The organism is Halalkalibacter suaedae, from assembly GCF_017939705.1.
Lineage (GTDB): Bacteria > Bacillota > Bacilli > Bacillales > Bacillaceae_D > Halalkalibacter > Halalkalibacter suaedae.
The window spans coordinates 1-14474 of record NZ_JAGKSQ010000021.1 but is presented as its reverse complement, the minus strand read 5'-3'; the positions used below and the strand labels follow the sequence as shown (position 1 = coordinate 14474).

General features: G+C 33.8%; 16 protein-coding genes, 1 rRNA gene and 4 pseudogenes. 7 read left to right on the top strand and 14 right to left on the bottom strand.

Annotation, left to right across the window (positions count from 1 at the left end):
• The first annotated feature begins 229 nt into the window (after positions 1 to 229).
• Positions 230 to 709, top strand: a complete 480-nt coding sequence (locus J7W16_RS21610) for a hypothetical protein (protein ID WP_210599514.1) — start codon at positions 230 to 232, stop codon at positions 707 to 709.
• A gap of 15 nt (positions 710 to 724) precedes the next feature.
• Here J7W16_RS21610 and J7W16_RS21605 read toward each other — a convergent pair whose 3' ends face one another.
• The gene (locus J7W16_RS21605) at positions 725 to 1573 is read right to left on the bottom strand and encodes a hypothetical protein (protein ID WP_210599513.1); all 849 of its coding nucleotides are present in this window, start codon (positions 1571 to 1573) and stop codon (positions 725 to 727) included.
• 350 nt (positions 1574 to 1923) lie between these two features.
• Positions 1924 to 2211 carry a type II toxin-antitoxin system PemK/MazF family toxin gene (locus J7W16_RS21600; protein ID WP_346726987.1) on the bottom strand — a complete coding sequence of 96 codons (288 nt, stop codon included), beginning with the start codon at positions 2209 to 2211 and terminating at the stop codon, positions 1924 to 1926.
• Positions 2212 to 2549: 338 nt separating this feature from the next.
• Here J7W16_RS21600 and J7W16_RS21595 point away from each other — a divergent pair, with 338 nt between their 5' ends.
• A complete protein-coding gene (locus J7W16_RS21595) occupies positions 2550 to 3173 on the top strand; it encodes a DUF3298 and DUF4163 domain-containing protein (RefSeq protein ID WP_210599512.1) in 624 nt (207 codons plus the stop codon).
• A gap of 194 nt (positions 3174 to 3367) precedes the next feature.
• On the opposite strand, the gene J7W16_RS21590 is transcribed toward J7W16_RS21595, so the two are convergent.
• From J7W16_RS21590 to J7W16_RS21555, 7 genes and pseudogenes are all read right to left on the bottom strand, one after another.
• The gene (locus tag J7W16_RS21590) at positions 3368 to 3643 is read right to left on the bottom strand and encodes a hypothetical protein (RefSeq protein ID WP_210599511.1); all 276 of its coding nucleotides are present in this window, start codon (positions 3641 to 3643) and stop codon (positions 3368 to 3370) included.
• Between the two features lie 180 nt (positions 3644 to 3823).
• Positions 3824 to 4513 (bottom strand): zf-HC2 domain-containing protein, encoded by a 690-nt coding sequence (locus tag J7W16_RS21585; RefSeq protein ID WP_210599510.1) that lies wholly within the window; start codon positions 4511 to 4513, stop codon positions 3824 to 3826.
• A gap of 2 nt (positions 4514 to 4515) precedes the next feature.
• Positions 4516 to 4995, bottom strand: a complete 480-nt coding sequence (locus J7W16_RS21580) for an RNA polymerase sigma factor (protein WP_210599509.1) — start codon at positions 4993 to 4995, stop codon at positions 4516 to 4518.
• A 468-nt stretch (positions 4996 to 5463) separates the two neighbouring features.
• Entirely contained in the window at positions 5464 to 5697 is a 234-nt protein-coding gene (locus tag J7W16_RS21575) for a YczI family protein (protein ID WP_210599508.1), read from the bottom strand.
• Between the two features lie 133 nt (positions 5698 to 5830).
• A complete protein-coding gene (locus J7W16_RS21570) occupies positions 5831 to 6352 on the bottom strand; it encodes a tubby C-terminal domain-like protein (RefSeq protein WP_210599507.1) in 522 nt (173 codons plus the stop codon).
• Between the two features lie 195 nt (positions 6353 to 6547).
• A pseudogene (locus tag J7W16_RS22590) lies at positions 6548 to 7081 on the bottom strand (tubby C-terminal domain-like protein).
• Positions 7082 to 7230: 149 nt separating this feature from the next.
• A complete protein-coding gene (locus J7W16_RS21555) occupies positions 7231 to 7506 on the bottom strand; it encodes a hypothetical protein (protein ID WP_210599504.1) in 276 nt (91 codons plus the stop codon).
• A gap of 190 nt (positions 7507 to 7696) precedes the next feature.
• Between J7W16_RS21555 and J7W16_RS21550 the strand changes: the two are divergent.
• Positions 7697 to 8046: pseudogene (locus J7W16_RS21550) on the top strand (tyrosine-type recombinase/integrase); the annotation flags it as partial.
• Positions 8047 to 8237: 191 nt separating this feature from the next.
• Here the strand turns inward: J7W16_RS21550 and J7W16_RS21545 are convergent.
• Entirely contained in the window at positions 8238 to 8558 is a 321-nt protein-coding gene (locus J7W16_RS21545; protein ID WP_210599503.1) for a putative quinol monooxygenase, read from the bottom strand.
• A 251-nt stretch (positions 8559 to 8809) separates the two neighbouring features.
• On the opposite strand from J7W16_RS21545, the gene J7W16_RS21540 reads away from it, so the two are divergent.
• From J7W16_RS21540 to J7W16_RS21530, 3 genes and pseudogenes are all read left to right on the top strand, one after another.
• Positions 8810 to 10642 (top strand): LTA synthase family protein, encoded by a 1833-nt coding sequence (locus J7W16_RS21540; protein WP_210599502.1) that lies wholly within the window; start codon positions 8810 to 8812, stop codon positions 10640 to 10642.
• 67 nt (positions 10643 to 10709) lie between these two features.
• A pseudogene (locus J7W16_RS22585) lies at positions 10710 to 10772 on the top strand (HNH endonuclease); the annotation flags it as partial.
• A 56-nt stretch (positions 10773 to 10828) separates the two neighbouring features.
• Positions 10829 to 11194, top strand: a pseudogene (locus J7W16_RS21530) (transposase); the annotation flags it as partial.
• Between the two features lie 6 nt (positions 11195 to 11200).
• Here J7W16_RS21530 and J7W16_RS21525 read toward each other — a convergent pair.
• Positions 11201 to 11482, bottom strand: coding sequence for a 3-isopropylmalate dehydrogenase (locus J7W16_RS21525; protein ID WP_210599501.1), 282 nt, complete (start codon positions 11480 to 11482; stop codon positions 11201 to 11203).
• A 432-nt stretch (positions 11483 to 11914) separates the two neighbouring features.
• Between J7W16_RS21525 and J7W16_RS21520 the strand changes: the two genes are divergently transcribed.
• On the top strand, positions 11915 to 12103 hold the full coding sequence (locus tag J7W16_RS21520) for a DUF4177 domain-containing protein (RefSeq protein ID WP_210599500.1): 189 nt from the start codon (positions 11915 to 11917) through the stop codon (positions 12101 to 12103).
• Positions 12104 to 12219: 116 nt separating this feature from the next.
• Here the strand turns inward: J7W16_RS21520 and J7W16_RS21515 are convergent, their stop codons facing one another.
• From J7W16_RS21515 to rrf, 3 genes are all read right to left on the bottom strand, one after another.
• Positions 12220 to 13209, bottom strand: a complete 990-nt coding sequence (locus J7W16_RS21515; RefSeq protein WP_210599499.1) for an HNH endonuclease domain-containing protein — start codon at positions 13207 to 13209, stop codon at positions 12220 to 12222.
• Positions 13210 to 13239: 30 nt separating this feature from the next.
• Positions 13240 to 13563, bottom strand: coding sequence for a nucleoside triphosphate pyrophosphohydrolase (locus J7W16_RS21510; protein ID WP_210599498.1), 324 nt, complete (start codon positions 13561 to 13563; stop codon positions 13240 to 13242).
• Between the two features lie 785 nt (positions 13564 to 14348).
• Positions 14349 to 14464 (bottom strand): 5S ribosomal RNA (gene rrf / locus J7W16_RS21505).
• Positions 14465 to 14474 lie beyond the last annotated feature (10 nt).

Below are 14474 nucleotides of genomic sequence, written 5' to 3'. Positions count from 1 at the left end.
AACCGTAAGGTTTTCCCCCTTCAAAGTTAAAATCATTAAAAATTCATTGAATTTTTAGTTTTGACTTTGAAATTTTGTCATTAACTAAAATTGGCTAATTATAAAAGGTACTTTTTCACCAGTCCCGAACCGTCCCCTTGTTTCCTTGGGGGCGATTTTATTGCAGTATATACACAAATAAACTCGGACATGCTATAATAAAACATTTTTTTCATTAATGGAGGTATATATGGAGCATTTGATTGTATGTATAATTATTTGGACTCTGACTTTTATTATTGTTCCATTGAAAAGAATCTTTGAGTTAAAAAGAATTATCTTCATATCAATTATTTTAATGACTTTTTTAGATAATATCTCATTTTACCTGGGATATTATAGTTATGAACAAATTTTATTCCCCATTGGAAAAGCATCATTTTTTCATCTGCTTGTATGTGCAGGGGTTGGTATTCTTATGGTAAACTGGCTAACAAAAGAATCTATAACAAAGCTTATTTCTATATTAACTGTAGCAAATGTATTCTCTTTACTGCTATATTTTTATAATCACTATGGTGCTTTTAGGTTTGGAAGCTTTACTTATTCATTTACGTTTATTTACTTCATTGCTGCCCTATCTACGTTTATATGGTTAGTGTTGATTTTTGTGGATGAAAATACAATATACGAAGGTAAAAAGACTCGTGAGATTATCAATCATTCCTAATGTTTATAAGGCATGCTATTTAGCTTCTGTAGTTTTTGATAAATGTAAAGTATTCCTTTCTAGCAAAATAAATAATACCAAACATAGATACCTCACTTGTCCAAGATAAAATAGATTCCACCCTTCAAAAAATGTAGCAATGTTTAGGTTAAGTAGAACAAAATCCAAGGTTATTATTATTATAAAAGGGGCAAGTTTCCAATATGGGTTTTTCAAGTAGACAATAAAGATAAAGCAAATAAATGACAGAAAAAGATTATAAGGCACACCGAAAAACACATGGTCAAGATAATGATTTTCAGATAACCCAAGACCAAAATGATGCTTTCCAAAAACCATAAGAAGCAAAGAAGGACCTACTAACACGACCCATGCAATGAGATAGAAAGAAAAAAGTCTCAAATATTTATTTGGCTTATAAAACAATGATGAATACCACTTTTTTGTGCAAGATAAAAGGAAAATCGCCAATATTCCAGTCATGTAGGTTTCCCACCAGTTTTGAGTGTACAGCCCTAACCGTATAAACAAAACTTCTATTAACATAAGTAATACAGAAATTACAAAAATCCAATAATACCGTAATTGAAAAACTGAAACAATTAAAAATAAACTCCCCCAAAATATTCCATTAAGTAATAAATGCCCTATTATATCACTTTCCACAGAATCTACCAATAATCCAGTTTTATACCGATAACCTTCGAATACAAAAAGTATAATCACCTCGCCTAGATATGCAAGAGATACGGTTGATAATAAAAATGAAATATGATTAAGAATATTTTTCTTCTTGTAAAATGTAAATAAAATAAGAAAGACACCAATAGCAACCAAAATCATATACCAAAAAAAATTGGACATATATACCCCCAAATATAAAAGTTATCATTATTATGTACAAAAAAAGAATGGTTATGTATAGGTGCCAGCTGGGAGGTTTTGCTCATTTAACACAATAGGAAAAGAGTCGTATCGCAGTAATAGTGTAGTGCGAAAAAAGACCACTCTAAAAGAGTGATCGCATAATTTTATTTTTTATTACAAGTATTTTTGTACTACTTAGCAATCAATGTCTAATTAAATGTATTAGAATAGCATCCGATGCTTGAATTCTTCCATTTTCTTATTTGTGATACGGTTCCAAAAAATCACGTGCACTTTACTCAATGTTCTAGAAATCGCTGGACCGTACTCTACTTCATACACACAAATTAAAAATAGTTCCGAATTATCGTTAATACCCTCTCTAAATCATGTTCATGTAATTTTCCGATTTTAAATAGTAATTCCTTAAAATGGACAGTATTTAATTTAGAACATCTAACGATTGAAGGTGTATCTAGGCCTGTTTCTTCCCAGTTTTCAATCACAACATCAAATTCATTTCTTGTATGTTGACTTGTGACTGTCGCTATTAAGTGATCTAATTCTACAATTACATTATCATTGCTTACGATAACGACTGATCTTCTTTTTCCATTTAAATCAACAGTCCATATTTCTCCACGTTTATCAGAAAGAAGACTTCCCCTTTTTTTCTCGATTCTCTTGCACGTTGAACACCTTTGCGTAAACGTTTCATATTAGCAGAGTTGTTTTTTTCTGTACTCGGCCCAATTCAGAAATTTGTCACGTTCTTTCTCATTTTTAATTGTCACTTCCATCGGTTTCATACTCAGAACACCCATATAAGTTTCCTCCTTGCACACATACACGGCACCACCCTTATCTGTTATGAATAAGAAACAGGAGAACCGTCCCTTTGTTTCCTTTGAGTTTATTCAATGGGCACCTCTGTTCAACAACTGAATACGATGAGAGAAAAGGAGGAATGAAGATGACAGTATCCTTACCCCTCCGGATCAAAACATGGAGAGTCAGCAATGGACCTAACCAACAGGTCTTATACCCAATGATAAGCGGGATAAATAATCCTGCATTGGAACGGATGATCATCAATCGTGCCATTGTTGATCAAACCCAGCAATTAATCAATCAACAGATCGGCAACTCTCCTTCAACCGTGGTCGAAATGTTGGGGACATATGAGGTAAAAAATAATCAACGCGATGTCTTAAGTCTTGCGTTTACTAATTACACGTACCATCACCAAGCTGCCCATGGGATGACCTATATCAAATCTTTAACCTTTGATTTAAAACAAGGCAAACTCATGAGCTTAAAAGAGTTATTTAAACCTGATAGTGATTACATCAACCGAATTTCCCGCTTAATCCAAACACAAATAAAAGAAAGGGACATTCCCCTACTTGAAGATTTCACAACGATACAACCTGACCAAGACTTCTACGTTGCCGACAAAACACTAGTAGTCTACTTTCAACTATACGACATTACTCCATACGTATACGGATTTCCAATGTTCCCTCTTTCTTTATATGATCTTCAGGATATTATTGCAGAAAATGGCCCACTCGGGAGACTTGCACAAAACAATTAAGTGCAAACTAGAAAATCTTCAAGAAATTGAAAGCAAAAAGCCTATTTCCACTATTTTACAGAGGGATAGGCTAATGGTCTCGCGTCGGTTGGGATGTCAAATCTATTGAATAGTATGGTTGGACTGAGCAGCAAATTGATCTGTTTTTTCGTAATTTCTTATTCAACATAAGCTCCCCGTTTGTTCAATAAGCCCTAAACACCAAAAATCAAAGTCCCACCAATCATATAAATAAATGGAAATAGGAATAAGATAATATTTGCAATTATTGCACTAACCGTCAAAGTATTTTTTTCAATTTGGTATGCTTTTGATGCAAAATATAGACCTAAAGAACAAAAAAACAAAGGAAAAAATACTGGTAGCCCTTGTATCTTTTCAAGAGTGAAAATATCGAACATAAAATTAACAATGAATATTAGAGGAACAAGGAATAACAAATAAGCAAGTATAATGAACATTTTTTTCATAAAATAAGTCCCCTTTTGGGAAATTCTGTTTTATAAATTTTATCACAAGACAGGCTGTAGTTGGTTTAATTTTTTGTTACTTATTGAACTAACCTGTCGCGTTACAATAAGAGAAGAGACAATTACTCCTTGTTAAAGGATTGCTCCCAGTTAGTTGAATACCAAAAGACAAATTCTACCCTATTCAAATCCAAAGTTTTTCTTTGCTTCTGCACTTGTCTCTGGCAATTCCATTCCCTTTTTCCATATTAAAATTTTATCTTTTGGTGTTCCATAATAAATTGTTTTAATCTCCTTGCCACGGACTAATTCTTGTTCCTTTATATCTATAAAGTCATACCCTTTTTCCAATGCATATGGAGGTTGTGATTTTTCCCTTACTAATATTGGACGTAGTGGGGTTATATAAAAATTCCCTTCATTGTCCATATCGTATTTTAAGCTATTTAAACTATATCCATCGTTTATTTGGGCATAATAAAAGATTTTCCCATCTTCCATTTGACTTATATCGCTAATCTCTACTACATCTGTGTCAACGCTGGTGATGTTCCAATTAAACAAACCTGCATATCCCAAAATGATTGTTGTTATCAATAGTGCACTTATTATTCCACCTTTAATAAAGGACTTTAACCGTAATCTTTTCCAAGAAGCAGATATATTTTTTATAACATTGCTGTCCTTCCTATTTTCAATATTATCTATTTTGGGAATATGGATTTCATCTTGTATCCTTTCTAACTCCATTTTGCAGTTATTACACTTTGAAAGATGTTCTTCTACCATTCTTTTGCTATCATCGCTACATACACTGTCGTAATACAACGGAAGCAAATCTTTAATTATTTCACAAGACACTTTACTCATTCTTATTCCTCCCTCAACAAATCTTGAATTTTACCTTTAGAACGGTGAAATGTGACTCTTGCCCAACTCTCCGTCTTTTCAAAAAGTTGACTTATTTGTTTAAAGGACAGTTCTCCAAATACTCTTAATGTAAAAACTTCTTTATAAGGTTCTTCTAAGGAATGTAAGACCTTATGTAAACGGAAGGTTTCTTCCTTATTCACTATCATTGATTCAATATTATTCTCGCTTATTTCTTCTGATATATCGTTTGTACCATATCGCTTTTGTTTATCGAGATAAGTAAAGTATGTGTTTTTGGCTATTTGACAAAGCCATACATTGACTTTGCAACTACCATTGAATTTATCAATACTTGTTAAAGCCTTGAAAAATGTTTCTTGCGTTATTTCTTCAGCAATCTTTTCATTACGACTTAACGATAATACAAATGAGTAAACATCTCGGAAATATTGGTTGTATATACTCTCAAACTCTGTCACATTTCTACCTCCTTTCATAGTTAAGACTAAGTAAAGTAAGTTTCGTTACAAAAAATCACAAAAAAATTAGCAGAACTATATTTCTGCCTTTAGGTCATATCATTTATCGGTAATATAAAATACTTTATCTTGTTTCTATTTGCAACCGAAATCCTTATTGAAGTAAACTGCCCCTATACTTCAATAAGAAAGGGCAATCCCTTCTTCTTTAAGGATTGCACCCGTAAGCTATAACACTACACTGTTCTCTATGAATTAAGTTTTTGATTTTAAAGAAGAGCTATACCAAAAAAATAATAACTCTCATAAACCATATAGCATCCAATAAATTCACCACCAGTTTCGCAATCTGTCCGCTAAATAAAAGTTATGATTATACTCGGTATTAGTTTCAACTTATTGAAGTATACTGCCCTATACTTCAATAAGAAAAAGGGCAATCCTCGCTGCTTGAAGGATTGCTACCCTTTATTTGAATAAGAATCCTTCCATAGAAACATAAAAAACAAATAATGAAACAATAATATTAAAATATCCCATTTGCTTTCGTTCCATTTTGATTTCGGACACACCTATAACAAACAACATTGCCCCTAAGAAAAACATCATATATGGCATTGCTTCGTAATTTCCAGTTATTGAACCATATACACCTAATATTAGAACAATGATTGCAAAGACGATTCTAAATATTTTTAACAATACGCATTCTCCTAACCTAAAAATTTAAAAAGGCACTTCGTCTCCTCTTGGGAAATTTGCTTCATTCCTTCAATTACAATAGGTACTGTCATTGAAACAGCTTCTCAACTAAAGCACCATTAGTTAAAAATGGTCAATCTCCAATATAAAAAACACATTGAAATAAACAAACAAAAAATTCTGGTTCCTTGATTGGAGAATGACATTCAATTTCTAAGTATGTTTTAAAAAGTTCAGTTGTTTTCATTTTCCATCTTGCTATTTCAACACCTTCATAATAACACCTTGCCCAATCAACTAAATCCTTTTTAACTATAAACTCACCAAATTTGGATTTGATCAGAAGTTCAGGATTAATAGTCTGCCAGCTTACATAAGATATATGATATTCTTCCTGAGTATCATAATTTACGATTTTATACTGTGTTTTCCCCCATCTTGGTATTTTTTTACCTTGATATTTTAGTTTTCCGTTTTCCGTAAAAACATCAATTTGAACAAAGAAATTATGATCTAAAAAGAAATCTGCCAATCTTATAAATGGATTTTTGTAACTTCTCTTAAAATTACATACAAATTCCTCATTTTCATCTATCACATCTACCAACTTTGTTGAAGCTTTCACTTTTGGCGGCTTGTATGAATAATTCATCACATTTATCCCCTATACGATTTCCTGTTATTTTTTGTTGGGAATTCCCTTCCTCTTGTTCGACTCTCCTGCCCTATACTTTAATAAGAAAAAGGCAATCCCTTCTTCTTTTGAATTGCTCCCTATAGTTGAATAATTTCGGGTTTCTAACAGTAAATAGAAACAGATTAATAGTTATTGCTACGTTTATAGATTGCTCTACCCTTTGGATGCAAAAAACCAAGTATGAAATAATCCTATAATTAAAAATTCATGTTCAATATGACTTTGATCATATATATTTACTAAAACACGCTTAGAAGAAACTTGAATACTCCAATCTGCAATCAACTCATCATCCAGATGTAACTCAGCAGCGTTCAAAAACTCACGGGATACATGGTACTCCCTTCCTTCAAAAGTAAGAACAATACCTTTTTCTCGCAAAAAGCCATCAAGATGTCTGGTATCTTCCATTATTATTTTGTGTTCCTTTTGATTATTGTCTACATACTTTACTTATTTTTGGTTTTTAATTGCCCATGAATGCTTTGCATGTATTCTTTCAACTCCATCTTTATCATATATGCGGTATCTAATAAATACTGGTGGACTAGAACCAATACTGTCAATAATTCTCACAAAAATGTTTTTATAGTAAGCTTTTATGGCTCCTAACTTGGTTACCCCAATGCTTATCTCAAGTGGTTTTGTTGAGGAACCTAATAGAGTCGTTGGATATGTATATTGCATTCATTTCTCACCTCTATATAATGTGTTCATTACAAATACGTATACTGGGGGATGAATGGTTTCAAAAGTTGTTAAACTATCCTTATCCTATACTTTTATAAAAAAACAGCAAACCTGCTTCTTAAAGGAATGCTCCTGGTTAAATAGGTCTAATTATTGAAAAAGTATATATCTACCATGATACTCATTGCTATTAAAGCAAGAGACGTTAAACTATCATGATTCGTGTTATCAATGTGATAGCCATCATGATTGACCAAGTTCTCTTTGATATTATCATAAGCTAATGAACGTTTTTTAATAGTAGAGAATTGCTCATTAGTCTTTCTATCGACAAAAGAAAAATCAGTTGCTCCATATCCACTATTAGCTTTAATCAATTCATCACCATTTGGGGATATCACTGTCAGCGTTGGTGATTTCACTTTAACTACTGGTACTATTGTGCTAAATGTTTTTCATCCTTAGAGAAAAGGTTAAAATCCTTGTAAAACCCTTTTTCTTTCTTTATAATCCCTATTAATTTTGCTTTATTACCTAATACATTAAGCTTTATACTCGCCACATTATAAAGAGTGATTAACTTCAACAACTGATTACCTACATCTTTTGTTGAACAAGGAACGAGAGGTGTACTTTAACATCCGATCTGATATTTGGTTGAAACGATACATCCATAATCGGAAAGATAATGATCCTGCTATATTTGTAACAGATCGTTCCCCTCATCGAATGAGTATTGCTCAAATGAGATACATCATTAAACGTATTTCAAGTCGAGCTGGTATTAATAAGACCATTCACCTCATCAACTGAGACACAGTTATGCCACTCATTTATTAAACAATGGAGCACCTATAGATGTCATTAAGAGTTTACTCGGTCATGAAAAAACGGAGACTACACGCATCTATGCCCAGCTGAGTGGACGACTGAGACAAGAACTATATAGAAAGTATTTTTAACAAGGACAAAAGAGCAACACTTCTTAAGTGCTGCTCTTTTGAATACTCGCTCTCTTTACTACTTTTTAAGCAGGACAACGTTTCTTTTTATTTAGGTATTGCTCCCTTTAGTTTAAGTATGTTTGTTCACAATCTTTGCTCTGATTAATAAAAAAAGCTGCCACAATGACAGCCAGATACAATTATGTAGTTTAATTCTGATTAGATGAAATACCCTTTCCGCCTTTTGTTATTAAGGTACTGATTCTTTCCATACCAGTAATAATTGGTTTCGCCCTACTTATTAATGTTTGGGTAGCTTCAAGACTAAGAGACGCTTTATGGGCATCCTCATTAGCCCACACTTCATAAACATACACAGAACTTGGTTCAATCTCAGAAATATTCACAAGATATATTTCACATTCATCCAGACTGTTCATTGATTCTGCTGCTTCTAACAGAATGTCTACCAATTTTTCTTTTTCGCCTTCTTGTACCATAAACTTGTTAAATAAACTAAATTTTTTCATACCATCCTCCTTAATTTTGTCAGCCGTTAAGTATTTCTGTATCTAAACACGCTTCTCCTGTTATTCACATAATAAAACTTATCAAAGCTTCTTGAGCTAAACTGCCTTTATAGCGAAAGAAGCGACTGCTTCTTGTTCAACACTCGCCCCCGTTACATCAATAACTATTTAGGTATATTTTTATATATACATATGGATTTAATTTTTATTAATGTTAAATTGTAATTAAGTACAATTTACGAGGTGTAGCAATGGTTAGATCCTTCTTTTTCATGATAACGCTCTTAAGTTTATTAATAAAAAGCACCATTATGAATGTTTCATTATTTAATGAATGGAACGTGTTAACTCTACTATATGATGCGTGTACGTATACAGTTATTTTATTACTTGTTTCTCTTCTATTTAAGAGACTAAAACGATGTATGTATCTAATCCTTAATTTCATATTAACTACTTCTATTCTTGCTACCATTATGTATTATGATTATTATCAATCTATTTTAACATTTGCTTCAATTCTTCAAATAAATCAGCTAATAGCTGTCACTGATTCTATATATGAGTTATTTTCATGGACATACATGTTTTTTTATATTGATGTCCTATTCTTTTCATTGTTCTTCTATTTCACCCGACAAAAAACGTCTACACAATTAATTGAGAAGAACATTTTACCGACTAAAATGTGGTTGCTCACAATGTGCATTAGTTCATCTTTATTTAATATCTTTTTAAATGAATCCATTGTTAATGAGTATGAACGAGCAAAGTCTTTAGGGATTTTTCAATATCAAGTGGTTACTTTTTGCTACGATAACTATGTATCTGTTGTGGGTCATCCAGCATTTGATCCTGCAGTTCTTAAAAACTTAGGTATAGAAGGCATAGAAGAAGAAAGCAAAGATTTTTTTGGTGTGGCAAAAGGAATGAATGTGATCGTGGTTCAACTTGAAGCGTTTCAACAATTTCCACTTGGATTAATAGTTGATGGTCAGGAAGTGACACCTCATTTAAATGAATTTTTAGCTGAAAGTCTATCATTTGATCACTTCTATCAGCAGATCGGCAAAGGAAATACGTCAGATGCTGAGTTCATAGCAAACACTTCAATTTATCCAGTTGGTGATCGGCCTATTTCTGAACTCATTTCTTCGAAAGAGGTTCCATCTTTACCTAGACTTTTAAACGATTTAGATTATACGACTACAACTTTTCATACGAACGACGTAGCTTTTTGGAGCCGTGATGATCTCTATCCTGCTTTAGGGTTTGATCAGTATTATGACAAGTCATTTTTTAAAGATGAAGATTTCATTCAATTTGGTTCTTCAGATGAAATCCTATTTAGAAAATCTGTAGAAGAGTTAGCAGACATTCATGCTAAAGGTGATTTATTTTATGCACATCTTGTCGCTATGTCGAGCCATCACCCATTTACATTACCTAGGGAAAAATACAAACATATCATTAAACTACCACCACGTTTTGATGGAACGATGGTTGGTAAGTATTTGGAAGCAACTAGTTATACAGACTATGCTTTTGGACAATTATTAAATACATTGAAAGATAAAGGGTTATATGATTCAACTCTAATAGCCTTGTACGGCGATCACTACGGGTTAAACCCTGAAACAAAACAAGACACTCAACTAATGAAAGAGCTACTTGGTCGAGAATATCATTCTCTTATTGATAAGTATAAAGTTCCATTTATCTTACATGTTCCTTCTCTTCCAGCTTCCGGTGTCTATCAAAATACAGGTGGCCAAATTGATATCATGCCCACTCTGTTAAATCTTCTTGGTATCGATGTCAACGTGCAGTCAATGCCTTTGTTTGGTAGAGATTTATTCAATTCATCCTCGAATCTAGTAGGATCTCGTTATTATACGCCAACAGGTACGTATTATAATGAGGACTATTTGTATATGCCAGGGAAATCGTTTGAAGATGGAACCTTTATTGATTTAGATACACATGAAGTGCAACCGGCTATGTCTTTTTCAAATGTTGAATATCAGCGTTTGCTAAAGTTATTAGACGCTTCAGATTCTTATTTTTATTCGTTAGAAAGGTGAAATGGAACTGTTGATTCATAATAATAAGCCATTCCTTGAAACACATCATATTGTATGACTTTCATGAGGTGGAGCAGATACTATTGAAAATTGCGTGGCACTTTGCCCCAATTGCCATCGCAAAATGTAATCCGATCTATAATTAGTGCGATATTTTGATTCAAATTTAGCAATGATGGGAAATAAATCGGTGTAATAGATCGGTTTAATCATCCAAAGAAGTTGGTTGCATTCGCTGGAGTCGCCCCTAGTGTTTACTCTTCGGGGAAGTTTACAGCTTCCGTTAACCGAATAACCAAACGAGGTTCTTCCAGACTGAGACATGCGTTATTTATGGCCGTTCAATGCGGGATTAGAGATTCCCGTAAGCAAAAGACAACCGACGAGATTATCGCACGAAACAAGGGACTAATGGAGTTGGAGTTTTACGATAAAAAACGAGAAGAAGGTAAACCCTTTAGAGTCGCCGTCATTGCTTGTGTCAATAAACTCTTACATTGGGTTTATGCTTTACTTAAAAACAAGGCACCTGCAAGTCCGTTTATAAGCTAGATTGATTCACTCTTTAATTTTTTTAATTATCGACCCTACAAAGGCGAAAAGTAAGACGATAATACTGTTAAAAAATAAATAGGAAGCAAGGTTAAAACCGAAAAATGCTGCAAAGCCATCTTCCAAAATCGAAACAGCCCAAATGGCTCCAATTACCCCAAATACTCCTGCTAGCCCCAAGATAACCAATGCTACTAAGTATAAGTTTTTACTCTTTTTGAAGACGAGGAACCCGATAAGGTTGGCTGAAACAATAAAAACGACATAAAGTATAATGAAAAAATTCAATTAATCACCTCCACTTATTCCTATTATCTGTTTATGAATCGCAGTTCAATTAGTTCTAGATTTATATATGAAAACTCTTCTTCAACTGAGCTGCCACGTTAGTTTAAGTGAAACACTTCACAATCTTAGCAATAACTACATGTAGATCATACCAGAAAATAACAAATCAGGTGTGAGATTTTCTTAATTAGTGTATGAGCAGTTGCTTAATACTTGCTGCGTAATATCCGTCTACTACGCATTAAAGAATGAGTAATTATTCAGACCATTGATATAAGGAGGTAGTTTTAAAAAAAGCACAGCAAAGAAGCACGAGAAACTCGTGCTTCCACATATATATTCTATTCCTATTAAATACTCAACTCACTTTGAAACTACTGTTCTCTTTAATACGTATAAGAATAATATTACTCACACAGGAGGTTTCTAATCATGTATGAATATAAATTTGTGAAGGTCGATCTTAGTAATTGGAACGGAAAGCCCAAAGAGGATTACCAAAGTATTATTGTTGATCATGCAAAGGATGGATGGAGATTCATTCAAATATTCGCTCCAGCTACTAAAGGATATGGTTCTGCTTCATACTTTGAAATTATTTTTGAAAGGTCCCTTACTTAGTTCAAGGGAACAGGAACATAGGGACGGTTCCGTTGTTTCCCTTTATACTTTAAAACGAACTTTTTTGATATGGAAAAGAAACAGAAGAACCGTCCCCTTGTTTCTCCCTTACTTCCTCAACTCGGAACCCAAATCCGATCAAACCCATTCTTAATCGAATAATCATACAACATCACAATTTTCCGCTCTTTGTAATTCATCATCATGCTTGTTACTTGCCTGTCCTCTTGCTTATCCGCTAACACATCATTCCGATCGATAATAAATTCAAGGTACTCTCTTTTCGGCAGCTTATCACTTTTTGAGCTATTACAGCGATTACAAGAAAGGACAAGATTCCAAATCTGATCTGACTGCACAAATGACCATGGAATGAAATGATCAACATGAGTTTCTCGCTTCTTGTCAGACAGCGACCTATTACAATAAAAACAGCTTGCTTCAAAATGATGAAGAAGTAGCTTTTCAAATGGTCTTAATGATGAACGCCTAGCAATGCTTTCTACCTTACCCAGTAGATAATTAATACTTGGCACTTCATTTAACTGCTCGATCATTGCTGCCATATGATAATTCGTTAAATTCACAACAAGACGTTGATAATTCAGCATAAATACATGAACAGCAGGGTTGATTTTAAAATATTCTCTCTTATGATCAAATGCATAGAAGCACCCACGAGTATCTCCGTACAAGGCACCATAAACATTTTCTTTCATTGTCGTTTTCACTTTACTGACAATCTTAATTTGAATTTCATCAGCTATTTTATCAAAACTAAATTCATTCGGAATTCCATATGTAGTCTGTGCTTCTTTAATAATGGTTACGACTCTCGCATTCTTGCCTTGATTTTGCTTTTCTAGCTTATGCGTGACAACAAGGTTCCAGTAAATCTTCGTAAATGAATACGCTAATTGATAGTAAGTTAATTCAAAATCTTCATTTACCAGATATAAGTTTTCAACTAAAGACTTAACAAGAGCATACTTATAGGTTGATGACTTCGATGATTTATTTGAAAACAAAGTGGTGAAAATACGCCAAATATCTTCATCCGTTAAGTATGCTTCCTGCAATTCACCTACTTTTAATTTATGACTCATATAGGCCCTCCTCTCTAGCTGCTGTTGCCCTTACTCCTCTACATCAATTAATAAGATCCTGTCTTCAAATCCACCGCGTTCAGCACGCTTCTGTTTTCGAACACTCTCGAGCTCAGCCGGTTCAATCTCTTCAAGCTTTCCAAGAGCATAGACAACCTCTAGCAGGTCAGCCATTTCTTCTAGCCGTTCTTGCCTTGATTCGGCATGAAGAAGCTCATTTAGTTCTTCTTGTAGCTTGGTTTTTAGTTCACTCTCGTATGTTGGACCATCTAGAGTTTTCGTCTGAAATGACTTTCCACTGTTTTTAATAATTTCTGGGATTCGGTTTCTGACAAGTTTGTTGTATGTAGGCATGGGGTAGTCCTTTCATTTTATGTAATTAGTGGGTGGATTTCAATTAGTGGACATGAGTTTTCCTAAGCAAATAAAACGAATTACTACTCTATTTCCTGTAGCTTTTCATAGACTTCGCTACCTATTTTGATTCTTTACGGATAGTACCAATCTTCTTGTCACTTCTAGTATCTCGACCATCGGGGTTTCGAATAGTTCCCGGTGGAAGGCCATTCTTCTTTTCAAATGTTCCTACTACAATCGCTTCTTACTCGTCTAGCCATAGCGGTTTTCCTTCAATCATAGTTTCTTTTAGTAATAATTTCCTATATTACTAGGGATGTGTCAAGTTATTAATGGATGGAGGGTTCGATTAAAAAAATCTCTTCTCACTACTATCATTGCTGGAGCACAAATTCAAACTAGGTACTTTTTTTGTTCATCTACTTTCTCACACTTTACCTAGAGTTCACTTTACCTAGAGTTCACTCTTTTAATTAAATTTACTGGTGCAAACACATAAACCTCATATAACTAGACATAATCTGGACGAAACGCAAAAAAGGTCCTAACCTTGACTGTATTAAGCGTAAGTCGAGAGGAACCTTTCAGATATCCTTTTAAATATTCTCCAGCTATTATTGTTACGATGTCTTGATCCCATAGCTAATATGATAATTAATAGTTGGTCCAATGGTCTAGTCTGATGTAGTCTATTATGATGATCAGCCTATGAAAATACTTTCGCCTTAAGGATTCACTTTATGTAAATTAAAAAGCACAATCCAAATGGATTGTGCTTGATTGCCCGGCAACGTCCTACTCTCACAGGGGGAAGCCCCCAACTACCATCGGCGCAAAAGAGCTTAACGACCGTGTTCGGCATGGGAACGGGTGTGACCTCTTCGCTATCGCCACCAGACTATATTGAA